Annotated in this window: 21 protein-coding genes; 11 read left to right on the forward strand and 10 right to left on the reverse strand. The window is 72.9% G+C overall.

Features of this window, described 5'->3' with window-relative positions; genetic code table 11:
* Positions 1-236: 236 nt before the first annotated feature.
* Positions 237-1,529, forward strand: a complete 1,293-nt coding sequence (gene aceA, locus ABZ857_RS35540) for an isocitrate lyase (RefSeq protein ID WP_357052308.1) — start codon at positions 237-239, stop codon at positions 1,527-1,529.
* A gap of 111 nt (positions 1,530-1,640) precedes the next feature.
* Here aceA and ABZ857_RS35545 read toward each other — a convergent pair whose 3' ends face one another.
* From ABZ857_RS35545 to ABZ857_RS35560, 4 genes are all read right to left on the reverse strand, one after another.
* Positions 1,641-2,444 (reverse strand): ATP-binding cassette domain-containing protein, encoded by an 804-nt coding sequence (locus tag ABZ857_RS35545; RefSeq protein WP_357052311.1) that lies wholly within the window; start codon positions 2,442-2,444, stop codon positions 1,641-1,643.
* Between the two features lie 45 nt (positions 2,445-2,489).
* On the reverse strand, positions 2,490-4,157 hold the full coding sequence (locus tag ABZ857_RS35550) for a protein kinase (protein ID WP_357052314.1): 1,668 nt from the start codon (positions 4,155-4,157) through the stop codon (positions 2,490-2,492).
* 259 nt (positions 4,158-4,416) lie between these two features.
* The gene (locus ABZ857_RS35555; RefSeq protein WP_357052317.1) at positions 4,417-5,130 is read right to left on the reverse strand and encodes a type 1 glutamine amidotransferase; all 714 of its coding nucleotides are present in this window, start codon (positions 5,128-5,130) and stop codon (positions 4,417-4,419) included.
* A 58-nt stretch (positions 5,131-5,188) separates the two neighbouring features.
* Positions 5,189-6,169 (reverse strand): alpha/beta hydrolase, encoded by a 981-nt coding sequence (locus tag ABZ857_RS35560; RefSeq protein WP_357052320.1) that lies wholly within the window; start codon positions 6,167-6,169, stop codon positions 5,189-5,191.
* 116 nt (positions 6,170-6,285) lie between these two features.
* Here ABZ857_RS35560 and ABZ857_RS35565 point away from each other — a divergent pair, with 116 nt between their 5' ends.
* From ABZ857_RS35565 to ABZ857_RS35580, 4 genes are read left to right on the forward strand one after another with little or no spacing between them, the layout of a single operon-like run.
* The gene (locus tag ABZ857_RS35565) at positions 6,286-6,672 is read left to right on the forward strand and encodes a hypothetical protein (RefSeq protein ID WP_357052323.1); all 387 of its coding nucleotides are present in this window, start codon (positions 6,286-6,288) and stop codon (positions 6,670-6,672) included.
* The gene (locus ABZ857_RS35570; RefSeq protein WP_357052326.1) at positions 6,669-7,469 is read left to right on the forward strand and encodes an ABC-2 family transporter protein; all 801 of its coding nucleotides are present in this window, start codon (positions 6,669-6,671) and stop codon (positions 7,467-7,469) included. The genes ABZ857_RS35565 and ABZ857_RS35570 overlap by 4 nt, the downstream gene beginning before the upstream one ends.
* Before the next feature lie 6 nt (positions 7,470-7,475).
* On the forward strand, positions 7,476-8,264 hold the full coding sequence (locus ABZ857_RS35575; protein WP_357052329.1) for an ABC-2 family transporter protein: 789 nt from the start codon (positions 7,476-7,478) through the stop codon (positions 8,262-8,264).
* Positions 8,265-8,267: 3 nt separating this feature from the next.
* Positions 8,268-9,071 (forward strand): ATP-binding cassette domain-containing protein, encoded by an 804-nt coding sequence (locus ABZ857_RS35580; protein WP_357052331.1) that lies wholly within the window; start codon positions 8,268-8,270, stop codon positions 9,069-9,071.
* Here the strand turns inward: ABZ857_RS35580 and ABZ857_RS35585 are convergent.
* The 4 genes from ABZ857_RS35585 to ABZ857_RS35600 form a co-directional block, all read right to left on the reverse strand.
* Complete coding sequence (locus tag ABZ857_RS35585) at positions 8,998-9,471, reverse strand: hypothetical protein (protein ID WP_357052334.1); 474 nt, start codon at positions 9,469-9,471, stop codon at positions 8,998-9,000. The two genes, ABZ857_RS35580 and ABZ857_RS35585, sit on opposite strands and share 74 nt — an antisense overlap.
* A 168-nt stretch (positions 9,472-9,639) precedes the next feature.
* Positions 9,640-10,665 carry an ABC transporter permease subunit gene (locus tag ABZ857_RS35590; protein WP_357052337.1) on the reverse strand — a complete coding sequence of 342 codons (1,026 nt, stop codon included), beginning with the start codon at positions 10,663-10,665 and terminating at the stop codon, positions 9,640-9,642.
* Positions 10,652-11,716, reverse strand: a complete 1,065-nt coding sequence (locus tag ABZ857_RS35595; protein ID WP_357052340.1) for an ABC transporter ATP-binding protein — start codon at positions 11,714-11,716, stop codon at positions 10,652-10,654. Before ABZ857_RS35595 ends, ABZ857_RS35590 begins: the two co-directional genes overlap by 14 nt.
* Positions 11,713-12,912: a DUF2092 domain-containing protein gene (locus tag ABZ857_RS35600; protein WP_357052343.1), complete on the reverse strand. Its 1,200-nt coding sequence runs from the start codon at positions 12,910-12,912 to the stop codon at positions 11,713-11,715. The genes ABZ857_RS35595 and ABZ857_RS35600 overlap by 4 nt, the downstream gene beginning before the upstream one ends.
* Positions 12,913-13,046: 134 nt before the next feature.
* Between ABZ857_RS35600 and ABZ857_RS35605 the strand changes: the two genes are divergently transcribed.
* The 6 genes from ABZ857_RS35605 (at position 13,047) to ABZ857_RS35630 (ending at position 22,504) form a co-directional block, all read left to right on the forward strand.
* Positions 13,047-13,721 carry a response regulator transcription factor gene (locus tag ABZ857_RS35605; RefSeq protein ID WP_357052346.1) on the forward strand — a complete coding sequence of 225 codons (675 nt, stop codon included), beginning with the start codon at positions 13,047-13,049 and terminating at the stop codon, positions 13,719-13,721.
* 93 nt (positions 13,722-13,814) lie between these two features.
* Positions 13,815-15,230 (forward strand): ATP-binding protein, encoded by a 1,416-nt coding sequence (locus tag ABZ857_RS35610; RefSeq protein ID WP_357052348.1) that lies wholly within the window; start codon positions 13,815-13,817, stop codon positions 15,228-15,230.
* Between the two features lie 8 nt (positions 15,231-15,238).
* On the forward strand, positions 15,239-16,657 hold the full coding sequence (locus ABZ857_RS35615; protein WP_357052351.1) for an aspartate aminotransferase family protein: 1,419 nt from the start codon (positions 15,239-15,241) through the stop codon (positions 16,655-16,657).
* Between the two features lie 119 nt (positions 16,658-16,776).
* On the forward strand, positions 16,777-19,323 hold the full coding sequence (locus tag ABZ857_RS35620; RefSeq protein ID WP_357052354.1) for a bifunctional YncE family protein/alkaline phosphatase family protein: 2,547 nt from the start codon (positions 16,777-16,779) through the stop codon (positions 19,321-19,323).
* 151 nt (positions 19,324-19,474) lie between these two features.
* A complete protein-coding gene (locus ABZ857_RS35625) occupies positions 19,475-21,265 on the forward strand; it encodes a bifunctional metallophosphatase/5'-nucleotidase (RefSeq protein ID WP_357052357.1) in 1,791 nt (596 codons plus the stop codon).
* Between the two features lie 192 nt (positions 21,266-21,457).
* Positions 21,458-22,504, forward strand: coding sequence for a glycerophosphodiester phosphodiesterase family protein (locus ABZ857_RS35630; RefSeq protein WP_357052360.1), 1,047 nt, complete (start codon positions 21,458-21,460; stop codon positions 22,502-22,504).
* 259 nt (positions 22,505-22,763) lie between these two features.
* On the opposite strand, the gene ABZ857_RS35635 is transcribed toward ABZ857_RS35630, so the two are convergent.
* Positions 22,764-23,954: a Cmx/CmrA family chloramphenicol efflux MFS transporter gene (locus ABZ857_RS35635; protein ID WP_357052363.1), complete on the reverse strand. Its 1,191-nt coding sequence runs from the start codon at positions 23,952-23,954 to the stop codon at positions 22,764-22,766.
* 768 nt (positions 23,955-24,722) lie between these two features.
* Positions 24,723-25,604, reverse strand: a complete 882-nt coding sequence (folP, locus tag ABZ857_RS35640; RefSeq protein WP_357052366.1) for a dihydropteroate synthase — start codon at positions 25,602-25,604, stop codon at positions 24,723-24,725.
* Positions 25,605-25,614: the final 10 nt, after the last annotated feature.

Here is a 25,614-nt window from a genome sequence, read left to right on the forward strand (position 1 = left end):
CTTATGCGGAAAATCGGCGTTTCTTCCAACCGCACGTGATCCACCTCACACGGATTGGTCTAGTCCATAGCGAAAACTCTGCAATTCTTCACTGTCGAATACCCACCAGTCTTCCCAGAAGCAGAAATTTTGGCGTTCTTTCGGCTGGAAGCACCTTGTGAGTGTCTTGATATCGACACAAACTCGGAAGCAAGCCCCAGGTGACGACAACGCACGCAACAAGGGAGTGACCGGAGATGTCGGATCGCCTCACCACAGCCGCCCAGCGGCTGCAGCAAGACTGGGACAGCAATCCGCGGTGGACGAACGTCGAGCGGACCTACACGGCCGAGGACGTGATCCGCCTGCGCGGCTCGGTGCAGGAGGAGCACACGCTGGCCAGGCTCGGCGCGGAGCGCCTGTGGAGTCTGCTGCACCACGAGGACTACGTCCACGCCCTGGGCGCGCTGACCGGCAACCAGGCGGTCCAGCAGGTGAAGGCGGGCCTCAAGGCCATCTACCTGTCCGGCTGGCAGGTGGCGGCCGACGCCAACCTCAGCGGTCACACCTACCCCGACCAGAGCCTCTACCCGGCCAACTCGGTCCCCGCCGTGGTCCGCCGGATCAACAACGCGCTGCTGCGGGCCGACCAGATCAGCTGGGCGGAGGGCGACGAGGACGCCCCGCACTGGCTGGCGCCCATCGTGGCCGACGCGGAGGCCGGCTTCGGGGGCGTGCTCAACGCGTTCGAGCTGATGAAGGCCATGATCGCGGCCGGCGCGGCGGGCGTGCACTGGGAGGACCAGCTCGCCTCGGAGAAGAAGTGCGGCCACCTCGGCGGCAAGGTGCTGATCCCCACCGGCCAGCACATCAAGACCCTCAACGCGGCCCGCCTCGCGGCCGACGTGGCGGGCGTCCCCTCCCTGGTCATCGCGCGGACCGACGCCCAGGCCGCGACGCTCCTGACCAGCGACGTGGACCCCCGCGACCGCGCCTTCTGCACCGGCGACCGCACCCCCGAGGGCTTCTACCGGGTCCGCAACGGCGTCGACGCCTGCATCGCCAGGGGCCTCGCCTACGCGCCGTTCGCCGACCTGCTGTGGATGGAGACCTCCACGCCCGACCTCGACGTGGCCCGCGAGTTCGCGGAGGCGGTCAAGCGGGAGTACCCCGACCAGATGCTGGCCTACAACTGCTCGCCGTCGTTCAACTGGAAGAAGCACCTGGACGACGCGACGATCGCCAAGTTCCAGCGCGAGCTGGGCCACATGGGATACAAGTTCCAGTTCATCACCCTGGCCGGCTTCCACTCGCTGAACTACTCGATGTTCGACCTGGCCCGCGGCTACGCCGAGGAGGGCATGACGGCGTACGTCGGGCTCCAGGAGGCCGAGTTCGCCGCCGAGCAGCGCGGCTACACCGCCACCCGCCACCAGCGCGAGGTCGGCACCGGATACTTCGACCTGGTCAGCACGGCCGTCGCGCCGGACTCCTCCACGACGGCCCTGAAGGGCTCGACGGAGGAGGCGCAGTTCGCCGGGGCTCACTAACCACAGCGGACATCTCGGACACAGGTCGGTGGCGGGCCCCGCCGCCCATCCGCAGGTCACCCCCGGGGATCTGACGGATCGGCGGCGGGGCCTCGCCGTACGCGGGGCCGGTCAGACGCGCAGCGCGCGGGCGTACCAGCGGCCGTCCAGCGAGTCGATGCGCAGCCGCCGGCCGAAGCAGTCGGACAGGTTCCGCCCGGTGAGCACCTCCCCCACGGGACCGGCGGTCAGGATGCGGGTGTCCCGCATCAGCAGGGCGTGCGTGGTGGTGGCCGGCACCTCCTCCAGGTGGTGCGTGACCATCACGGTCGTGAGCCCCTGCCGGGTGCGGGCCAGGTCCTCCAGCGCCTCGATCAGGTCCTCCCGCGCCGGCAGGTCGAGGCCCGCGAACGGCTCGTCGAGCAGCAGGATCGCCGGGTCGGCCATCAGCGCCCTGGCCACCCGGATCCGGGCCCGCTCCCCCTGCGAGCACACCTGGAACCTCCGGTCGGCCAGGTCCTTGCAGCCGAGGTCGGCCAGCAGCCGATGCGCCCGCTCCCGCTCCTCGTCGCCGTACCGGTCCCACAACGGCGCGCTCGTCCCGGTGTGCCCGGTGAGCACGACGGTCAGCGCGGTGGCGCCCTCCTCCTCCAGCAGCGACTCGTCCACGAGCCGCTGGCTGGCCGCGACCAGGCCGATGCTCCGGCGCAGCTCCCGCAGGTCGACCCGGCCGAGCCGCCGCCCGAGCACCGTGGCCGTCCCCGAACTCGGGTGCCGTACGGCCGCGGCGACCGAGAGCATCGTCGTCTTCCCGGCGCCGTTGGGGCCGAGGATCACCCAGTGCTGGCCGTGCTCCACCCGCCAGTCGGCCCCGGTCACCAGGGTCCGGCCGACCACGCGGACGGTCACGTCGTCAAGTTCGAGAGCTGCGTCCATGAACACACAGCATGCTGCATCGAGGCACCCGATCGAGACCGCGTTTCAGGGGATGGACGGCGCGGGCGTGGCCACCACGCTGGGCGGCGGGCTCTCCGGCGGCGGGCTGGGGCTCGGCGGGGGCGACTCCCCGTCGCCCCACTGCGGCTCCGGGCTGATCGCCGGGGGCGAGATCGGGGAGCGGGTCTGCCCGGGCCATCCGGGCTGCCCAGGCCGGCCGGGCTGTCCCGCCTGTCCCGGCGGTGAGGGCCGGGTGGAACGGCAGTCCCTCGGCCGCCCGGTCACGCAGTGCCCGTCCGCCGGCGGGCGCAGGGTCACCCCGACCGGCGGCGAGGGCACCGAGGTGGTCCGCGCGCCGTCCGGAGTCGCCGGCGGCGGCATGGTCCGCGTGGCCGTCACCGTCGCCTTGGGCCGGGCGGCGTCGGCGATGGGCACCACCGGCGGCCGGGTGGTGCCGAGCACGTCCTCCGGCGGCAGGGCGCTGTCCTCGCCGGGGATGACCACGGGCAGCGCGGGCGGCGGGTCGGCGGTGCCCTGCATGCGGGCCGCCCCGGTGCCCGCCGCGACCACGGTCACCGCGGCGATCGTCACGGTGGCGAGCGCCGCGAAACCCGCGTGGGACACCTGTGCCCGCGAGCGCGCCGCCCGGCGCCGCGCCGCCCTCCCCTGCACCGGCTCCTGCGCCGGCCACCGATCCGGCCCCTGGTCCGGCCCCTGATCCGACCTCTGTGTGGCCCTGCCCCGGGTGCGCTGACCGCGTACGGCCCGGCCGGGGGCGGTCCCCGACGGGTGGGGCACGGGCTGCCAGATCTCGTCGAGTACGGCGGCGACCGCCCGCCGGGGGTCGGCGGTCGCGTGGACCCCGCCCGCCGCGAGCAGGGCGGCCAGCAGCCGGGCCGCGTCCGGACGGTCGGCCGGCTCGCGCCGCAGCGCCGCCGCCACGCCGTCCCGCAGCGGCTTCGGCACGGTGTCGATCCGCGGCTCCTCGACCAGGATGCGCCGGGTGAGCACGTCGAGGTCTCCGGCGCCGAACGGATGCAGCCCGGTCGCCGCGAACGCGACCAGGCAGCCCCAGGAGAAGACGTCAGAGGCGGGGATGGCATGGTGTCCGCGGAGCCGCTCCGGCGCGACCCAGCCCGGGCTGCCCATGATCTGCCCGGCCTGCGTGTGCGCCATCGCGACGTCCAGGTCGCGGGCGATCCCGAAATCGATGACGAACGGCCCGCGAGGCGACAGCAGCACGTTGCCGGGCTTGAGGTCCCGGTGGACCAGCCCGGCCTGGTGCGTGGCCATGAGCGCGGCGGCCGTGCCGAGGGCCACGCCGTACGCGAGGTCGGGGGTGAGCGGTCCCCGGGCGGCGACGACCTGGGAGAGCGCGGGGCCGGGGACGTACTCGGTGACGAGGTAGGGCCGGTCGCCGTCGAGACCGTCCTCAAGGACGGCGGCCGTGCAGAACGGCACCACCCGCCGGGAGAACGCGACCTCCTCGGCGAAGCGGGCCCGCAGCGTGGGATCCCCCAGGTGCACCGGATGCGGCGTCTTCAGCGCGACGTACCCCCCGGCGGGGTGCTCGGCCAGGTAGACCACGCCCATTCCGCCGCTGCCCAGCCGCCCCAGCAGCAGGTAGCGCCCGATGACGACCGGGTCGCCCACGGTCAGCGGGCGCACACCGGGAGGCATGCCGTTCTGGGGGGCCGTTCCGCCACGTGCCATACGGAAGCTACCTCTCTCGAAGTGCCGCACAGCCACTGTGGCCGTTTGGAACGCACCACGTGCTCAAGTAGCGCCAAGCGGCATGAGAGGTAAGCCCAATGGCACCGTTCGGTTAGGCCAGAGGACGAAACCGCAGGTCACATAGGTCTCATAAGCCACAAAAAGATCCACCCTCGACGGGTGCCGAGTTCGGCCGGATTCGTGGATCATGTGGTTGTCCGGCGCGATCCGGACGCCCGCATCGCCACACGCGAGGCTTTCAGATGTCCTTCTTGACCACAGCGGCGAAACGGAAGGCCACCTCACCCCAGGCGGCCCGCGACAGGGGGTCGGCGGTCACGGCGGCGGCGTACAGCTCGTCGAGGTCGAGACCCCGCCGGCGGGTGTGCTCGGCGTCCCACCGCAGGATGCGTTCGGGCCTCACCTCGGGGTGGAACTGCACGCCCCAGGCGCGATCGCCCAGCCGGAAGGCCTGGTAGGGGCAGCGTTCGGTCTCGGCGAGCCAGACCGCGCCCGGCGGCAGGGCCGTGATGGCGTCGATGTGGTTCTCGATCGCCGGGACGGCGGCGGGCAGCCCGCCGAAGACCACGTCGTCCGCCGCCTCGGCTCTGATGGTGATGGACGTGCTGCCGTGCTCGGGGGCCCCGGCGTCGCCCTGGACCTTCCCGCCGCCGGCCGAGGCCAGCATCTGCCCGCCCAGGCAGATGCCGAAGAACGGCACCGACCGGGCGAGGGCCTGCTCGACGAGGGCGCGGGTGGCCGGCAGCCAGGGCGCCTTGTCGTCGTCGTCCGGCAGGTAGCCGCCTCCGAGCACGATCAGGCCGTCGTGCTCCAGCCGTGACGGGAGGGCGGACCCCTCGAAGGCGGCGATCACGTCGACGGCGACCCCGGCGGCGTCCAGCCATTCCCCGAACCGCCCAGGACCACCGTTCGCTCCGTTCTGTACGGCAAGCACTCGCGGCGTTTCCGGCATGAGCCCCGACTCTACCGGCCCCGCCTCATGCACTCCCCTCGGCGGGGAGACCCCCGGATCAGGCGGCCTCGGCGCCGGAGGCGGAGTGGTGGGCGTGGACGGCGTCGAGGAAGCGGGAGACGTGCTCGAAGAACAGGCGGCCCTCGGGGAGGACGTCGGCAAGGAGGGGGAAGATGTGCGGCATGCGGTTCCACTCCTCGTAGGTCACCTGCACGCCGTTCTCGCGGGCGCTGACGGCGACCCGGCGGGCCTCGTCGCGCAGGACCTCGGTGGAGCCGGTGACGATCATCAGCGGGGGAATGCCGGTGTAGTCGCCGTACACGGGGGACACGAGGGGGTCGAAGCAGTCGAGGCCGTCGGTCCAGCGGCGGGCGAGCCAGTCGACGCGGCCGGCGGGGAGCATGGGGTCGGACCAGACGTTGGCGCGCCGACGGCTGGAGCTGAGGTCGGCCCAGGGGGACAGGCAGATCCCGGCGGCGGGGAGGGGCATGCCCCGGTCGCGGAGGGACAGCAGCGTGGCGAGGGTGAGATGGCCTCCGGCGGAGTCCCCGGCCAGCACGATGTCCTGGGCGGCGTACCCGAGGTCGAGCAGGCACTCGTACGCCTGGAGCGCGTCCGACAGCGACTCGGCGAGGGAGTGGACCGGCCCCTGGCGGTAGTCGAGGGAGAACACCGGGCGGCCGGTGACGGCCGACAGCCGCCAGGTGATCGGCCGGTGGGTGGCCGGGGAGCAGACGAAGTACGCCCCGCCGTGGAAGTAGAGCACCACCTTGCCCTCGTCCAGGCCGGTCCCGCCGTGCACCCATTCCCCGGTGCACGAGCCGAATTCGTCTGGAACGATGGACACGTGCTTGGGGAGGATGCCGGGGACCCGCTCGCCGAGGCAGATGATACGGCTGGCCACGGCCATCCCCGCGGTGTTGCGCACGAGGATGGTGGAGATCGGCTTCATGGTGCCCCGCAGGACCCCGTTGATCGCGGCGGCCTGCCAGCTGACCGGATATTCCGGACGGATGTCTACATTCAGCCCATGCCCCATGCAAGCCTCCCAAAAGGGACATTCCCCATTTGGTCATCCGTTCTACCGGTACGTATGTTTCACTCTCCTTACAGCGGTGTTACGAGAAGGTAACGGCCGCAGGACATGAGGCACCCATGAATGGATATCCGGGGGCACCGCTGCCCCGGAAGCTCGGTGTCAAGCCCGGCCACCGCGTCTTGCTGGTAAACGCTCCGCAAAATCTGCCGATCGACGGCCACGAGAAGGACGACGGAAGCCCCGAGCCGTACGACGTGATCGTGATGTTCTGCCCCGACGAGGCCGCCCTGCGGGCCGGGTTCCCCCGGGCACGCGAGCGCCTGGCGCGGGACGGCGGCCTGTGGGTGGGCTGGCCCAAGAAGTCGAGCGGCGTCGTCACCGACCTGTCGGGCGACGTCGTCCGCGCCTTCGGGCTCGGCGAGGGCCTGGTGGACAACAAGGTGTGCGCCGTGGACGAGGTGTGGTCGGGGCTGCGCTTCGTCTACCGCCTCGCCGACCGGTGATCCTCGCCCACGGCGCCGCCGTCTCCCTCTATCCGCGGCTGGCCTGGTACGGCTTCCGCAGGCACGCGACCTACTGGGCCGCCGCCCTGGCCGGGGCGTTCACCAACACCGTCTTCGGGGTGCTGCGCGCGTACGTGCTGATCGCGCTGTGGCAGGCCCGCCCCGGCCTCGGCGGGTACGACGTGGCGGGCGTGGTCACCTACACGTTCCTCACCCAGGCGTGCATCGGCCCGATGCAGCTGTTCGGCGGCGGCCTGGACCTGCCGCAGCGGATCCGCAGCGGCGACGTGGCGCTCGACCTGGTCCGTCCGGCGCCGCTGCAACTGTGGTGCCTGTCGGAGGACCTGGGCCGGGCGGCGTACCTGTTCGTCGTCCGCGGCGCCCCGCCGACCCTCGCGGGCGCGCTGCTGTTCGGCATCGTCGCCCCGCGCGCGCCGGCCGCTTTCCTGGCGAGCGTGGCGCTGGGGGTGGTGGTGAGCTTCGGCTGGCGCTACATCGTCGCCCTGGCCACCTGCTGGGTGATGGACGAGCGCGGGCTCTCGGTGTTCTCCCTGGTCGTCACCACGTTCTTCAGCGGGCTGATGCTGCCTCTGGCGATCTTCCCCGGATGGTTCGGCGCGCTGGCCCGGGCGCTGCCGTGGTCGGCGATGGCGCAGGTGCCCGCCGACGTCTACCTGGGCACGGCCGACCCGGCCCGCGCCCTGGCCTTCCAGGCCCTGTGGGCCGCCATCCTGCTGGCGCTGGGCGCGCTCATGACCGGCGCCGCCCGCAGGAAGGTCGTGATCCAGGGTGGTTGAGCGCCTGTGATCAGGACGTACGCGCTGCTCGCCTGGACATGGACGCGGGCGGCGGCGCAGTACCGGGTCTCGTTCGCGATCATGACGGCGGGCGCGTTCGTGATCGGCGGCCTCGACATCGCCGTGATCTGGATCATCTTCGCCAACACCGGCTCGCTGGCCGGGTTCGGCCTGACCGAGGTCATGTTCCTGTACGGCGCGTCGGAACTGGCCTTCGCGCTCGCCGACCTGCTGTTCGGCAACGTCGACCGGATCAGCCAGCAGATCAGGACCGGGACGTTCGACGTGATGCTGATCCGGCCGGCCTCCTCGTGGGTGCAGATGGCGACCGACCGGTTCACGCCGCACCGGGTCGGCCGCGCCGTCCAGGCCGGAACGGTGCTGGGCGTGGCCCTGGCACGGCTGGACATCCCGCTCACCCGGGGCTGGATGGTGCCCGTCATGGTGGTCTCGGGCATCGTGATCTTCGCGGCGCTCTTCACGCTCGGCGGGGCGCTGCAGTTCCTGCTCACCGACGCCACCGAGGTGGCGAGCGCGTTCACCTACGGCGGGGCGATGCTCAACCAGTATCCGCTGAGCGTCTACGACGCCCGCATCGTCCGGGGGCTGACCTTCGTGCTGCCGCTGGCGTTCGTCAACTGGCAGCCGGGCCTCTACGTGCTCGGCCGGCCCGATCCGCTCGGCCTGCCCTCCTGGACGGGCCTGCTGTCCCCCGCCGCCGCCCTCGCGTTGGCCGCCGTCGCCGCGCTCGGGTGGCGGGCGGGCATCCGCCGCTACCGATCGACAGGGAGCTGACCAGTGATCGAGGCAGAGGGGCTCGGCCGTGTCTTCAAGGTCCGCCGCCGGGTCGTGCACGCCGTACGGGACCTGTCCTTCCGCGTCGCGGCCGGGGAGTTCGTCGCCTGCCTCGGCCCGAACGGCGCGGGCAAGTCCACGACGATCAAGATGCTGACCGGGATCCTCACGCCGACGTCGGGCCGGATCAGGGTGGCCGGTCTCGATCCCTCCCGGCGCCGTACGGCTCTCGCGCGCAGGATCGGCGTCGTCTTCGGCCAGCGGACGACGCTGTGGTGGGACCTGCCGCTGCGGGACAGCCTGGAACTGGTCCGGCTCCTTTACAAAGTAGATCGTAAGGTGTTCCGCGAACGGCTGGACGAGATGTGCGACCTGCTCGACCTGGGCGGCTTCCTCGGGACGCCGGTGCGCCAGCTCAGCCTGGGGCAGCGGATGCGGGGCGACATCACCGCCGCCCTGCTGCACGACCCCGCCGTGCTGGTGCTGGACGAGCCGACGATCGGGCTCGACGTCGTCAGCAAGGCGGAGGTGCGCGACTTCCTGCGGCGGCTGAACACCGAACGCGGGACGACGGTGCTGCTGACCACCCACGACCTGGGCGACGTGGAGCGACTGTGCCGCCGGGTGCTGCTGATCGACCACGGCCGGCTGGCCTTCGACGGCACCGTGGACGACCTGCGGGCGACGGCGCCGGGGCACGCGTCGATCGAGGACGTCGTGGCCGACCTCTATCTCAGTAGCCGAGGGACTCCTCGTACTCCTCCTGCTCCTCGTCCAGCTCCGGACGGGCCCAGCGGGACGGCATGAGCACCGGGAGGAACAGCGCGACGCCGAGCAGGCCGTACACGCCGGTGGACAGCAGCGTGAGCATGCCCCGGCCGGCCTGCAGCAGCTCGGTTTGCACCGACGGCCCGGTCGGCACGAGGCTCGCGGCGCGCGACACGTCGAGGACGTAGACCACGGTCCAGGCCAGCAGCGCCATCGACGGGACGAACGCCGCCAGCGGAGACGCCCGGCCGACCAGCACCAGCCCGAGCAGCAGGCCGACGACGGCCATCACGCCCAGGGCGATCAGCATCCGCGTGTCCTTGGCCGGGTCGACGATCTGCGCCGCCCCCCGGACCGCCTCCTGGGACGCCCATCCACCACCGAGGAGAAGAGCCGCCGCGACGACAACGCCCAGGAGCAGCCCGAAGAAGTGCCGCATGAACACCGCCTTGGGTGAGAGGTCCGCGGCAACACTAGCGACAAAGAACGCCGATGGGCACCACTTCTTCGGCCGCGGCCCTGAACCGGGATCGCGCCGGCTCGGGAGCGGCCCCGACCACGTTGACGCGGCCTTCCCTCCGGCCTGACGCCCGCCGTACGGCGGGCTTCAGGCGGTGATGTCCTTGCTCGTGAGGCGCGACCAGGCGAAGGAGCCGAAGACCAGGACGTACGCGGCGAAGGCGAGCAGCCCCTGCCCCATCTGGTCGAACGCCACCGGCGCCCGCAACGCCCCGTCGAACGCGCTCCACCACGAGGTCAGCAGGAACGGCCGTACGGCCGCCAGCTGCGGGATCGCGGTCAGGACCTGGCTGACCACCACCAGCACGACGCTCGCGGCCACCGCACCGATCGGCGCCTCGGTCAGCGTGGAGACCGCGAGCGCGACCGCGCCGAGCGCGGCCAGCCCCGCGGTGGCGTACAGGACGACCACTCCGACGCGCAGCAGGGCGTCGGCCGCCGGGATCGTCACACCGGACAGGAGCGTCACCGGCCCGGCCGGGAACAGCACCAGCCCGGCCGCCAGCGCCGACAGCGCCACCAGCGCGCACGCCGCCAGGCAGAAGACCACGACATTGGCGTACTTGAGCGCGAGCAGCCTGGTCCGGCCCGCCGGGGCGACGAGCAGATAGCGCAGCGTGCCCTGGGCCGCCTCGCCGGCGATCGCGTCGCCGGCCACGACCGCCACGGTCAGCGGCAGCACGATCGGCATCATGACGCCGAACGCGGCGAACGTCAGCATCAGGCCGTTGCCCGCGATCTGGCCGATGATCGAGCCGCCCACGTCCCCGTCCGACGCGACCCGGACCGCGATCCCGACCAGCACCGGCACGACCGCGAGCACCCCGAGCATGGCGAGGTTGCGCGGGCGGCGGAACGTCAGCCCGATCTCGGAGGCCAGCAGCCGCGTCAGGTGCCGCGTCGCCCGCCCTGTCGTCCGCCCTGTCGCCGGGCCCGTCGCCTGGCCCGTCGCCCGGCCCGTCGACGGCCCGCGCGGGGCGGGCTCGGTGGCGTGGGCAGGCGACCGCTCCTCCTGCGGCGCCGTCGGCGCCTCCTCCCGCCCCGGCGACCGTGCCTGCGGGGGTGCCTGCGAGGGCGCCTGCGACACCGCTGTCCCGTTCTCATGCACCGACATCGAACCCCTCCCCCGTCAGGCCGACGAAGACCTCCTCAAGCGTGGGACGGACCACGCCGAACCCGCGCACGGCCACGCCCTCCCCGACGAGCAGCGCGCAGATCCGTTCCGGCGCCGCCTCGCCGATGCCGGCCGTGACCTCGCCGTCGCCGGCGCGCACGTCGTCCAGCCCGGCCCGGGACAGCACGGCCGCCGCCGCGCCGACGTCCGGCGTCTCCACGCGCAGGCGCGGCCTCTCGCCCGACGCGCGCAGCGCGGCGATCGGGCCCTGGGCGACCAGCCTGCCGGTACGCATGACGCCCACGTGCGTGCACAACTGCTCGACCTCGCTCAGCAGGTGGGAGGAGACGAAGACGGTCGTGCCGTCCTCGGCGATCCTCCTGATCAGGGTGCGGACCTCCCGGGTGCCCTGCGGGTCGAGGCCGTTGGTCGGCTCGTCCAGCACGAGCAGCTCCCTCGGGACCAGCAGCGCGGCCGCGATGGCCAGGCGCTGCCGCATGCCGAGCGAGTAGGCGCGGTAGCGCTTGCCCGCCGCCGCCGTCAGTCCCACCCGCTCCAGTGCCGCGCCGATCCTGGCCCGCGCCGTACGCCCGTCGGCCCGCGGGTCGGCCGCGTCGAAGCGGCGCAGGTTGGCCTCGCCCGACAGGTACGGATAGAAGGCCGGCCCCTCGACCACCGCGCCGACGCGCGGCAGCGCCCGGGCCAGCCCGGCGGGCATGGGCGTCCCGAGCAGCGACCACGTGCCGGAGGTCGGGGCGACCAGGCCGAGCAGCATGCGGATCGTCGTGGTCTTGCCCGAGCCGTTGGGGCCGAGGAAGCCGAAGACCGATCCGCGCGGCACGGCCAGGTCGACGCCGTCGACCGCCACCTGACCGCCGCGGAAGCGCTTGGTGAGACCGGACGTGACGATGGCGTGCGCGCCCGCCCCCTCGGGGGAGGGCGGGGGCGCCCCGGTGTCTTCCCGTGGCGCCCCCGCGCGCGTGCCCACCGTCACCGCGTCCACCGCGTCGACCGCGACCCCCGCTCGTCCGCGGTGCGTGGGCTCGGTCATCCCTTGGTACCCGTCTCCTGGTTCTGGGCCGCCCGGTAGAGGGCCTCCGGGGTCACGGCGCCGGCGAGCAGGCGGCCGTCGTCGGTGATCAGGATCGACACGACCTTGGTGCGCAGCAGCCGGCCGCTCCCCCAGTCTCCGCTGACCGGGGCGGCCGACGCCTTCAGGCCGTCGAGCAACGCGGCCACGTCCGGGCCGCCACGCCCCTTCTCGTCCTGCTTCTGGGCGGGGACGGCGGGCAGGGAGGTGACGAGCACGCTGTCCCAGCCGGAGCCGACGACGCGTCCCCGGTCGTGCGCCTCGGCGGCCTCCTCGGGCCGGTGGCCGAACGGCGGCGTGGCCGTCCCCTGCTCGACCTTCGCGCCGGGCGGCGGCGTGAAGGAGAAGTTCTCCGGCGCGGGTGCGGTGAACGACAGCGACTCGAAGCCGACCTCGAAGGCCGGCTCGGCCGCCCCCTTGGCGTACACCTGGACGCGCAGCGGCATCAGCTTCTCGCCGTCGAGCGCGATCCGGATGTCCTTGATCAGCGAGTCGGCCGGCTTGGGCGTCAGCACGATCTGGTAGGCCGCGCGGCCCGCGACCGTGACGTTCTCGCCGACGCTGATCGCGGTGTCGGACCCGGCCGTCTCCAGCGCCTGCCGCGCGGCCTGCTCCGGCGTCGCGAACGGCGACGCGGATCCGGACGGCAGCGGGAACGCGGTGTGCGGTGTGCCGGCGGAGGCCGGCGGGGCGGTGAGACGGGTCGCCGTGTTGGCGGCGCTGTCCCACAGCCACACCTGGTCGCCGTCGGCGATCAGGTCGGTCTCGCTCATCTCCCCCGGCAGCATGAGGCGGAACCGGTTCTCCCCCGCGTACCAGATCTTGAGCTGGTGCGACCCCGACAGCAGCGACGCCGCCATGCTCCCGGACGCTCCCGGCGACCCGGACGACCCGGACGACCCGGACGACCCGGACAGGCCGGGCAGCGCGGGCAGGCCGAGCGACGCCGTCTCCACGATCGTGCCGGACATCTGCGGCACCCGGCCGCTCTGCCAGGTGCGCGCGACGTCGGCCAGCAACTGCTCCGCCGTACGGTCCGGCAGCGAGGGGTCGCTGCGCACCGCCGCGATCACCGGGCCGGTCCCGACGGCCGCCGCCACGACGGCCACCGCCGCCACCGGCACTCCCCACCTCACGGCGCGGGCTCTCTTCGCCATTTCACATCTCCCACTATGGGCGGAAAACCTGACGACCCGAGACTGCCGGGACGTTCCTGTGCCGACGCTGAGAGGCTGAGAGGGCTCTCAGGCTCGCCGCACCCCGCACCTGCGAAAGGGTCCACACTGGGGCAATGCGGGTTCTGGTGGTGGAGGACGAGCGGCGGATGGCGGCGGCGCTGCGCCGCGGGCTGCAGGCGGAGGGCTTCGCCGTGGACCTGGCGCACGACGGGAACGAGGGCCTGCACCTGGCCCGCGTCGGCGACTACGACGTGGTCGTGCTCGACATCATGCTGCCCGGCATGTCCGGCTACAACGTGTGCAAGCGGTTGCGCGCGGAGGAGAACTGGGTGCCGATCCTCATGCTGTCGGCCAAGGACGGCGAGTACGACATGGCCGACGGGCTCGACCTCGGCGCCGACGACTACCTCACCAAGCCGTTCTCGTACGTGGTGCTGGTGGCCCGGATCCGGGCGCTGCTGCGCCGCGGCGGCGGGCGCAGGCCCGCCGTCCTGCGCGCGGGCGACCTGTCGCTCGACCCCGCGGCGCGGCTCGTCACGCGGGGCGAGGCGCCGGTCGAGCTGACGCCCAGGGAGTTCGCCCTGCTCGAGTACCTGATGCGCCGCCCGGGCGAGGTGGTGTCGAAGCCGGAGATCCTGGAGCACGTGTGGGACACCTACGACACCGACCCGAACGTGGTCGAGGTGTACGTCGGGTATCTCCGCAGGAAGATCGACACGCCCTTCGGCCGCGCCGCCCTGCAGACCGTGCGCGGGGCCGGATACCGGCTCGCGAGCGACGGCGGCTGAGCCGTGCCGGAATCACCCGGGCCCGAAATGCCCGCGCCCGAACCAGCCGCGCCCGAACCTGCCGCGCCCGAACCACGCGTGCCCGATCGCGCCGTGCCCGCTGCCGCGGAGGGCCGGCGCCTGGCGCGCGGCACGGTGGCCGTGCTCGCGCGCCCGGTGGTGTGGTGGCGGCGGCAGAGCCTGCGGTTCCGGGTGACCGCCGCGGCGACGGCCGTGCTGGCGCTCGCCCTCGCGGCGTCGGCGTACGTGTTCGTCGCGGTGCTCGGCGAAGCGCTCGTCCGCGGCATCGACGACCAGGTCTACCAGCGGGGCCGTGAGATCGTCGCGCTGTCCGACGCGAACCGGCTGTCCGATCCCGTCGTCTCGGTGGACAACACGATCGTGCAGGTGCTCGACCGGGACGGGCGGATCGTCGACGCCACCCCGAACACCGACCGCCTGGTCCCCCTGCTGCCGGCGCGGGCGCGGGAGGCGGCCGTGCGCTCCGGCGCGCCCCGGTTCCTGGACGGCAGGCCGTACGCGCTGCCGGGGCCGCTGCGGGTGCGGGCGCTCAGCGCGGACCGCGGCGTGACGGTGATCGTGGCGCGGTCGTTCGCCGAGGTGGAGAGCAGCCTGGTGACCACCGGGCACGTGCTGCTGGTCGGGATGCCACTCCTGCTCGCGCTGCTGGCGGCGGCCTCGTGGCTGGTCGTCGGGCGCACGCTGCGGCCGATCGCGCTGCTGCGGCGGGGCGCGGCCGAGGTGGGCGCCTCGGCGCGGTCCCGGCGGCTGCCGGTGCCCCAGGCGCGCGACGAGGTCCACGCGCTCGCCACGACCCTCAACGACATGCTCGGGCGGCTGGAGGAGGCCGACGCGCGGCAGCGGGCGCTGGTCTCCGACGCGGCGCACGAGTTGCGCAGCCCGCTCGCGAGCATCCGGCTGCAACTGGAGGTCGCGCTCAGCCACCCGGAGGGGCAGGACTGGAAGGAGACGGCCGAGGGGGTGCTGGAGGACACCCTCCGGCTGTCCCGCCTCGCCGAGGACCTGCTCGCGCTCGCCCGGCTCGACGAGGGCCGCCTGGGCCGGCGGGAACCGGTCGACCTGGCGGAGCTGGCCCGCCGTACGGCGGAGCGGTACGGCCTCGGCCTCGACCTCGCGCCCAGTGCGTCTCCCGTCGTAGCGCGTCCCGTCGTGCTGGGCGACGCGCTGGACCTGCGGCGGGTGCTCGCCAACCTGGTCGACAACGCGCTGCGGCACGCGGCCTCGGCGGTCCGGATCGGCGTACGCGCCGAGGGGAGCGCCGCCGAGCTCACCGTCACCGACGACGGGCCGGGCATCCCGGCCGAGGACCGCGAGCGGGTCTTCGACCGGTTCACCCGGCTCGACGACGCGCGCAGCCGCGACGACGGCGGCGCCGGGCTCGGTCTCGCGATCGTGCGCACCACGGTCGAGGCGCACGGCGGTACGGTCCACCTGGAGGACGCCTCCCCCGGACTGCGCGCCGTCGTCCGGCTCCCCCTGGCACGTTGAGGAGTTCCATGCTTCCCGAGTACGGCAGGCCCGTCACCGAACTGCTCGAAGAGCTGACCGCGCTGAAGGCGGCCGACCTGCCGGTGCGCGGCGGCAAGGTGACGGCCTACGTCTACGACACCGGCCTGCCGGAGGTGCACGAGGCCGCGCACCGGGCGTACGCGGAGATGCTCGACGTCAACATGCTCGACCCGACGGCCTTCCCCAGCATGGTCACGCTGGAGCGGCAGGTGGTCGGGGCGGTGGCCGAGCTGCTCGGGCGGCCCGGTGCGCCGGGCATCTTCACCAGCGGCGGCACCGAGTCGATCATGCTGGCGGTGAAGGCCGCCCGTGACGCCCGTCCCGGCGCCACCCGGATCGTGCTGCCGGTCACCGCGCACCCGGCGTTCCACAAGGCCGCGCACTACCTCGGCATGGAGATCGTGCCGGTCCCGGTGGACCCGGTCACCTACCGCGCCCGCGTCCCGGCGTTCGAGGCCGCGCTCGACGAGCGTACGGCGCTGGCGGTGGTCTCCGCGCCGTCCTATCCGCAGGGCGTCGTCGACCCGGTCGAGGAGGTCGCCGCGCTCGCCGCCGCGCGCGGCGTGCCGTGCCACGTGGACGCCTGCGTCGGCGGATGGCTGCTGCCGTGGCTGCGCGAGGCGGGCGCCGCGATCCCGCCCTTCGACCTGGGCGTGCCCGGCGTCACCTCGGTCTCGTGCGACCTGCACAAGTTCGGGTACGCGCCGAAGGGGGCGTCGGTGCTGCTGTTCCGCGACGCGGAGCTGCGCCGCCGGGCCTACTTCGCCTCGGCGGCCTGGCCCGGCTACACGATCATCAACGCGACCGTGCAGAGCTCGCGCTCGGCCGGGCCGCTCGGCGGCGCCTGGGCCACCCTGCAGGCCCTCGGCCGGGAGGGCTACCTGGAGCTCGGCCGCAGGACGCTGGAGGCCACCCGGCGGCTGGTGGAGGGCGTGCGGAAGATCCCCGGGCTGCGGGTGCTCGGGGAGCCCGAGGCCGCGCTGGTCGCGATCGCCGGATCCGCCGAGGTGGACGTCTTCGTGCTCGCCGACGAGGCGCGCAGGCTCGGCTGGTTCCTCCAGCCGCAGCTGTCGTACGCCGGGATCCCGGCCAACATCCACGTCACGGTCACGGGCGTGACGCTGGCGGGGGTGGACGCGATGCTGGAGGTGATCGCGGAGGCGGCCGAGGCCGCCCGGCGGCGGGGGCCCGCCGACGTGCCCGAGGGCCTGCCCGAGCTCATCGCGTCCCTCGACCTCGACGCGCTGGACGACGCCACGTTCGCCGAGCTCGCCGCGTCGGTGGGGATCGACCTCACCGCGACGGGACAGCCCGGCATGGCGGTCGTGAACGCCGTGCTCGACGCGCTGCCGGCCGCGACCCGCGAGGCGATCCTCGTCCGCTTCCTTTCGGTCCTGTACTCCTGAGGAGTCGACCGACTTTTCGCCGAACCGTTACGCGGGTCATGCCCGGCTGTCGAGCCGGGCTCGTTGTACTTATCGGTCGCTCCCTGCCGTCCCGTGCGGTCGTCGCGAAGGGAGTCGGTATGCGCAGTCGCGGAGCGGTGACCCGCGCCCTCGTCGCCGGGGCCGGCGTCACGCTGCTGGGCATAGGCGTCGCGACGGCCGGTGCCGGCGTGTTCGACGCGGGGCCGCGGCCCCGCGTCGAAGAAAACGACGGCACCGCCGTCATCCCGGTGGGATACCGGGTCACCCCGGCCGGGTCGCAGAGCGCGCTCGGGGACCTTCCACTCGTCGCCAAGCCGTTCCCGGACGGGCGGGCGGTGCTCGTGGTCAACGCGGGCCAGGGCGTCCAGTCCGTCCAGGTGGTCTCCCCGCGGGACGGCGGCGTGCCGCAGACCATCCGGTACGCCTCGCCCCAGGCGGTGTTCGCGGGGGCGGCCTTCAGCCCGGACGGGACGAAGGCGTACGTCAGCGCCGGCGGCAACAACAAGATCCGCGTATACGCCGTCGCCGGAGACCGGCTGACCGAGACCACCTCGATCCCGCTGCCCGTCACGAACCCGGACGGCCAGACGATCAATCCCTATCCGGCTCAGATCGCCGTCACCCCCGACGGCGCGAGGCTGGTCGTCGCCGATCACCTCGCCGACGCGGCCACCGTGATCACACTCGCCGACGGGACGAGCAGGACCGTGGCCGTCGGCCACGCGCCGTACGGTGTCACGATCAGCCGGGACGGCACCAGGGCGTACGTCACCGACCAGGGCGCCGAGACCGTCTCCGTGCTCGACCTGACGGCGGCCGAGCCCGCGGTCCTGTCCACGATCACCGTGGGGACCCACCCGAACCAGTCGGTCCTGGACCCGGCGCGGAACCTCCTGTACGTCGCCGACGGCGACAGCGACGACGTGAGCGTCGTCGACACCACGGCCGGCAGGACGATCCGCACCATCGGCCTGGCGCCCTACCGGGGGGCGCAGGTCGGGAGCAACCCCGACGCGCTCGCGCTGTCCCCGGACGGGAAGACGCTCTACGTCGCCAACTCCGGCAACAACGACGTCGCCGTCGTCGACACCGCCGGCGGCCGGGTCAGGGGCCTGATCCCGACGGGCTGGTATCCGACTGCCGTGGTGTCCCTCGGCGGACGGTTACTGGTGACGAACGCCAAGGGCCTGGGCGCCGGGCCCAACGACGGTCCCGGCCGTCCCGACCCCTACGGCCCCTCCGCCTCCCCCGGCCGGTACTCCGGGTCGATGATCGTCGGCACGCTGTCCCGGATCTCGCTGCCGATCCGGCGGGACCGGCTCGCCCGTTGGACCCGCCAGGTCGAGGCGGACAACGGCTTCCACGGCGCGGGCGGCGACACGACGCCGGGGGCCGCCTCCAGCGTGGTGCCGCGCCGGGCCAAGGAGCCCTCGCCCATCAAGCACGTGATCTACATCGTGCGCGAGAACCGTACGTTCGACCAGGAGCTGGGCAGCATCGGCAAGGGCGACGGCGACCCCTCGCTGAACCTCTTCGGCGACGAGTCGGCGCCGAACGCCCGCGCCCTGGCCCGGCGCTTCGTCACGATCGACAACTTCTACGCCGACGCCGAGGTGAGCGCGCAGGGCTGGAACTGGGTGGTCGCCGCCAACTCCAACCCCTACTCCGAGCAGGGATGGCCCGCGAACTACTCCCGCCGCAACCATTCCTACCCCTCGGAGAGCGACGACCCGGCCATCGCCCCCCAGAGGCCCGACGACGCCTACATCTGGCAGCGGCTCGCCAAGGCCGGCGTCTCGTTCCGGAACTACGGCTTCTACGTGACCCGCGACTCCACGGGGCGGTTCGTCGCGGGTGACCCGGTGCTCGACGCGCACACCGACCACGCCTTCACCGGGTTCGCCCTGGGCTGCCCCGACAGCCCCGGCTCCTTCGAGCCCCGGGCCGCCACGTGCGGCCCCACCGACCGGTTCACGGAGTGGAAGCGGGAGTTCGACCGGTACGTGGCCGACGGCGGTCTGCCGGCCGTGCAGTTCGTGCGCCTGCCCAACGACCACACCGCCGGCACCAGGGCCGGCTCGCCCACCCCGCGGGCGTACGTCGGCGACAACGACTGGGCGCTCGGCAAGCTCGTGGAGAGCGTGTCGCACTCGAAATTCTGGAAGTCGACCGCCGTCTTCGTCACGGAGGACGACTCCCAGAACGGCCCCGACCACGTCGACGCGCACCGCACGGTCGCCCTGGTGATCAGCCCCTACACCCAGACCGGACGGGTGGACTCCACCTTCTACAGCACCGCGTCGATGCTCCGCACGATCGAGTTGTTCGCCGGGTTGCGCCCGCTGACCCAGTTCGACGCGTATGCCACCCCGATGATCGGGTCCTTCACCGGCAAGCCCGTCTTCACGCCGTACCGCGCGATCCGGCCCGGCACCATGGCCGAGGTGAACGGCGCGAACGCCCCCATGGCCGCGCAGTCCGCCGAGCAGAGCCTGGGCAAGGAGGACCAGATCGACGAGCAGGTCTTCAATCAGGCCATCTGGAAGAGCGTCAAGGGTGACACGTCGGTCATGCCGGCGCCCAGGCACTCGCCGCGGGGATCCGTGCCCCGCGACCAGGCCGGGAGGCACGCGGACGACGACTGACGGCGGCGGTTTTCCGGAGATCCGGAAAGCTGTTTTCGACCCCGCCCGTCTCTCCGATCTTCACCTGCCCGGTGGACGCCCGCCCGCCGCACGTCACCTGGCGTTGATCCAATTCCTGCCGTCACAGCCACGAGCAAGCGAAGGTATCGACGTGCACCACAACAGCTTCCGGCGCCGGGCGGCGGTCTCGGCGGCCCTCGCCGTGACGGCGGCCGTCTCGGCGCTGACCGCCCTGCCGGCCGGCGCCGCCGAGGCCGCGCCGCCGCCCGTGGACGTCCAGCTCCTGTCCGTCACCGACCTGCACGGCTACCTGACGCCGCAGAACGACGCGGCGAACGGCACGGTGAAGGACGCCCAGGGCCAGACGATCGTGGTGGGGGGCGCGCCGTACATCGCCGCCCACCTGAAGAACCTGAGGCGGGGTCACGAGAACTCCATCACCTTCACCACGGGCGACGACTTCAGCGGCTGGCCGGTCGAGGTGGCCTACCACCAGGACGAGCCGACCGTCGAGTTCCTCAACTCGATCGGCGTGGAGTTCGCCGCAGTGGGCAACCACGAGCTCGACCGGACGCCGGAGTTCCTGCGCGACCACATGGGCAAGGGCCGCTGCTTCGGCGTCGCCGACGAGGACAGCTGCTTCACCGACTCGACCGGCCACCGGTTCCGCGGCGCGGACTACACGATCTCCTCGGCCAACATCACCCGCAGGGGCTCCACCACGCCGATCCTCAAGCCGTACGTGATCAAGCACGTGAAGGTCCGCGGCGGCAGGGACGTCCGGATCGGCTTCATCAACCTGACCACCCCGACGACTGTCGCCGGTTCGACGTCGTACCAGCCCGAGCTGGACAACCTGCCACTGCTGGAGACCGCCGACAGGTACGCCGCGGAGCTCAAGCGCCAGGGTGTGGAGGCCATCGTGGCCAACGTCCACGAGGGCGGCTCGGCGGGCGGCTTCTACGACGGATGCACCAACCCGTCGGGGCCGGTCGTCGACTTCGCCAGGCAGGTCTCCCCCGACATCGACGCGATCGTCACCGGCCACTGGCACGCGCTGTTCAACTGCGTCATCCCCGACCCGGCGGGCAACCCCCGTCCCGTGGTGGAGGCGGGCAACCACGGGCGCCTGATCAGCGAGATCAACCTCAGGATCGACCCGAGGACGGGCGACGTCATCCGCTCCGCCACCACCGCCGTGAACCACCCGGTCACCCGGGACGTCACCCCCGACCCCGCGGCGGCGCGGCTCGTCGACTACTGGAAGGCCAGGTCCGCGCAGACGGCCGCGCGCCCGGTCGGCAGGATCAGCGGCGACATCACCCGGGCCCGCGCCGCCGACGGCGAGAGCACGCTGGGCAACCTCGTCGCCGACGTGGAGTACGCGGACGCGCTGCGGACGGCCGGCGGGCCGGTCGACCTGGCGCTGGTGGCCACGGCGCCGCTGAAGGGCTCCGCCAGCCTGCGCGGCGACCTGCGCTTCGCCAAGGGGACCAACCCGGCGGACGCCGACGGCACCGTCCTGTTCGGCGAGGCCTGGGCCACGTACGGCTACGCGAACCCGGTGCTCACCGTCTCGCTCACCGGGCGGCAGATCGAGCAGGCGCTGGAGCAGCAGTGGCAGACGCAGGCCGACGGCACGGTGCGGTTCGGCCCGCTGGCGGTCTCGGCCAATGTCCGGTACTCCTATGACGCCTCCCGGCCGGTGGGCGACCGGATCGATCCCTCTCAGGTGCTGATCGGCGGCGCTCCGCTGGACCTCGGGAGGACCTACCGGGTGGCCGCCCTCGCGTACACCCTGATCGGGGCGGACGGCTTCGACGCGCTGACCTCCTTCACCGACCCGGTGCGGGGGTCGCGCGACTACGACGCGTTCCGCGCCTACTTCGAGGCCAACGAGACGGTCGCTCCCCCCGCGCTCGACCGGGTGACCGCGCTCTGACCCCCACCGGTGGGGCCGTCTCCCCTCCCGGAGGCGGCCCCGCCGTGTCGATCCCGGCCGCCGTCGGCAGCGCTCCGCCAGCGTTCACGACACCCGTACGTCACGTCGCAACGGCGGCCGGCTGCCGACCAAGTGACCCGACGTGGAAGCGACCAACGAACCGGAGCCCCCGTGCACCTTCGCAAGTTTCTGTTGAGCCTGACCCTCGCGCCCGCACTCGCCGCGCCGGCGGCCGCCCACGCATCGACGGCGGGCGGACCCGGAGTGTTGCCGCAGAAGACCCACTTCGACCTGCAGGCCCATCGTGGCGGCATCGGCATGACGACCGAGGAGTCGCTGGAGGGCTTCGCCAAGGCCCTGCGCCTCGGGGTCAGCACCCTGGAGCTGGACACCCACGTCACCAAGGACGAGAAGGTCGTCGTCAACCACGACCGGCAGATCAGCGCCCAGAAGTGCCGCGACACCGGGCCGGTCGTGCCCGGCGACCCGATGTACCCCTACGTCGGCAAGTACATCAAGGACCTGACCCTGGCGCAGATCAAGACCATGGACTGCGGATACCGGCAGCTGCCCGGGTTCCCCGAGCAGGAGGTGATCCACGGCTTCCGGATGGCCGAGCTCAAGGACGTGCTGGACCTCGTCAAGAGCTACCGCGCCAAGCAGGTCATGTTGAACATCGAGACCAAGGTCGAGGCGGGCGCGCCGGAGCAGACCGCGCCGCGCGAGCTGTTCGTCCGCCGGGTGTACGAGGAGATCCACGCCTCGGGGATCGAGGACCAGGTCACCATCCAGTCCTTCGACTGGGGCGCGCTCAACGAGATGCACCGGCTCGCCCCGAGTTGGCCGCTGGTGGCGCTGACCAACTACGACTTCCTCCAGGTGGGCAGGCCCGGCGCCTCGCCGTGGCTCGGCGGGCTCGACGCCGACGACTTCGGCGGCGACTTCGTGAAGGCCGCCGCGGCCATCCCCGGCGTCACGGCGCTGTCTCCGGTGTACGGCTTCCCGCAGAACGGGAAGATCGGCGACCCCGGTTTCCGCTTCTACGTGGACGAGGCAATGGTGGCGCAGGCGCACGCACGCGGCCTGAAGGTCATCCCGTGGACCTGCGACGACCCGGCGACCATCGAGGCTCTCATGGACATGGGCATCGACGGCGTCATCACCGACTATCCGAACGTCGTCCGCCAGATCATGGCCGACCGCGGCATGCGGCTGCCGAAGGCCCACGAGCCGCGCTGACGGTCGCGACCCGATCAGGAGGCGAGGCTCGCGCGACTACGACGCGTTCCGCGCCTACTTCGAGGCCGACGAGACGGTCGCTCCCCCCGCGCTCGACCGGGTGGCCGCGCTCTGAGGTCCCGCCCGCGTCCGGCGCCGCGGCAGGGCCGGCTCCCCACCTGGAGGCGGCCCTGCCACGGCGCGCGCTCCACCCCAGAGGCGGTCGCTGACCCGGCTCTCACAGGGCAGCGCTCAGAGGGCGGCGCTCAGGGGATGGCGCTCAGGGGGTGGCACTGCGCGGCGGCGACGTCCTCGCGCCGGTCCTCCCTGCCCTCCGCGCCGCCAGGGCCGGCCCCGCCACGGCGAACGCCAGCGCCACCAGCAGCGCGCTGACCCACAGCGGAGCGCGGAAGCCCAACCCCGCGCCGATGGCGGCCCCGCCCAGCAAGGGCCCGGCGGTCGCGCCCACGTTGAAGGCGGCGGTCGCGAACGAGCCACCCAGGGACGGCGCTTCGGCCGCCGCGTAGAGCGCCCGCGTGATCAGCGTGGAGCCGACGGCGAACGACAGCGTGCCCTGCACGAAGACGAGCACGAACACCGCCGCCGCGTCGCCCGCGGCCACGCCGAACACGATCCAGCCCGCCAGCAGGGCCAGGCCGCCGGGCACCAGCAGCCGCATCGGCCGCCGGTCCGCCATCCGGCCGCCGATCGACACTCCCGCGAACGACCCCAGGCCGAACAGCGCCAGCAGCACCGGCACCCACTGCCGGCCGTACCCGCCGACCTCGGTGACCACCGAAGCCAGGTAGGTGAACGTGCAGAAAGTGGCGCCATTGACCAGCGCGCCCAGCAGCAGGGTCACGAGCAGCCGGGGCCGGCGCAAGGCCCGCAGCTCCCGCCGCGCCTCGGGCACGGCCGCGTCCGGCGGCGTGGCCGGAACCGAGCGCGCGACCGCGACGACGGCCGGCGCCGAGACGACCGCCACCGCCCAGAACGCCGAGCGCCAGCCCCACACCTGGCCGAGCACGGCACCGGCGGGCACCCCGGCCACGCACGCGAGCGTGATCCCGCCGAGCAGTACGGAGGCGGCCCGGCCCTTGGCGCCGGGTCCCGCCATGGCGGTCGCCGTCGCGAGACCCACGGCCAGGAAGCCGGCGTTGGCCAGCGCTCCGGCGACGCGGGTGGCCAGCAGGACGGCGAAGCTGGTGGTGACCGCCCCGGCCACGTGCACGATCATGAAGGCGGTCAGGAAGACCAGCAGCGCCCGCCGTCTCGGCCACCGCAGGCTGAGCACGGCCGTCAGCGGCGCGCCGACGATCATCCCAACGGCGAAGGCCGACGTCAGCGCCCCGGCGGCCGGGACGGACACCTGCAGGTCGCGGGCGATGTCGGGGACCAGGCCCGACAGCATGAACTCGGACGTCCCCTGGGCGAAGACCGCCAGTCCGAGCATGTAGATGGCGATTGGCATGACAACTCCACACCGCGTGGTGAATATCGCGAAAGGTCGACGCGGCGAGCCACGGAGAACCACAGCCGGACGATGAGGGAGGCGTCCAGCCGGGCACACGAGGTCACCGCGCGAGGGAACCCGGGTTCCGGCGAGGCACATGTGGCCGTCACGTCGGCGACTGTGGTGCGGAGCCCGGGAGAAACGGCCCGTACGACGGTGGTTCGGTGGCAGGGTTCGGTGGCAGGCAGAGCGCAGCGACGCCGTAACGGACGCGACGGCACCCCAGCACGGCACACAGCACGGCAAGCACAGCTGCGGACACAACGCTGCAGCGCAGCGCGGCAAGCACAGCAGGGCAAGCACAGCGCGGCAGCACAGCGCCGCAACGAGCACGGCAGGACAGCACGGCGAACACCGCGCGGTGAGCCAGCGCTGCGGCTCAGTGCGGTAGGACAGCTCAGTGCGGTAGGACAGCTCAGTGCGGTAGGACGGCTCAGTGCGGCCAGGTCAGCCGTGGGACGGCTCAGCCACCGAATGACCGGTGGCTAGCGTCTCGACGCCTCGGGGCTCGACATGGCCGTCACGTTAGCCACGGCGCAAGCGCCCTGTCCACCGCTTTGATCGCGGTTCTGGTTCCATCACGGTCCGGAGGCGGGGCGGCCGCGGTCGTCCCGCCGGAAGGCCGGAAGGGCCGAGGCGTCCCGGACCGTCCGAGGCCATGCCGGGACTGGGGCGGGACTGGGCCGGGACTGGGCCGGGGCGTGCCAGAACCGTGCCACGGCCCTGCTAGGACCGCGTGCCGCCGAGGCGGGCGACGACCGCGAGAGCCGTACGGGCGCTCGCCGCGTCGTGGACGCGGAACACCCGGGCGCCCAGCAGCGCCGACACTGCGAGCGTGGCCAGCGTGCCCGCGTGGCGCTCCTCCACGGGCAGCCCGCCCAGCGTCTCTCCCACGAAGTCCTTGTTGGAGACGGCCACCAGCACCGGCCACCCGGTGGCGGTCAGCTCACCGAGCCGTCTGCTGACCTCCAGCGAGTGCCAGGTGTTCTTGCCGAAGTCGTGAGCCGGGTCGATCAGGATCGCGTCGCGCCGGACTCCCGCGGCGACCGCCCGCTCCGCGAGGTCCGTCGTGTACGCGACCACGTCGGCCACCACGTCGTCGTACGCGATGCGGTGCGGCCGGGTGCGCGGCTCCGCCCGCCCGGCGTGCGCGCAGACCAGGCCGATGCCGTACGCCGCGGCGACCTCGGCGAGCTTGGGGTCCACGCCGCCCCAGGTGTCGTTGAGCAGGTCGGCCCCGGCCTCGGCGACGACCTTGGCGACCTCCGACCGCCAGGTGTCGACACTGATGATCACGCCGGGGTGCCGGTCCCGCACCGCGGCAACGACCTCCGCCACGCGGCGTATCTCCTCGGCCGGGTCGACCTCCGAGCCGGGACCGGCCTTCACGCCGCCGATGTCGACGATGTCCGCCCCCTCCTCGATGAGGCGGGAGGCGGCGTCGACCGCGGCGGAGAAGGCGTAGGTCGATCCCCTGTCGTAGAAGGAGTCGGGGGTCCGGTTGACCACGGCCATGACCGCGAAGTCGCCGGGACCGAAGGCACGGCCGCGCAGGCGCAGGACGGCCGGCCGGCCGGGCGCCTCGGCGGGCATCGGCGTAGTGGACATCGCCGCCAGC

Origin of the sequence: Microbispora sp. NPDC046933, from assembly GCF_040644635.1 — a bacterium.
Classification (GTDB): domain Bacteria; phylum Actinomycetota; class Actinomycetes; order Streptosporangiales; family Streptosporangiaceae; genus Microbispora.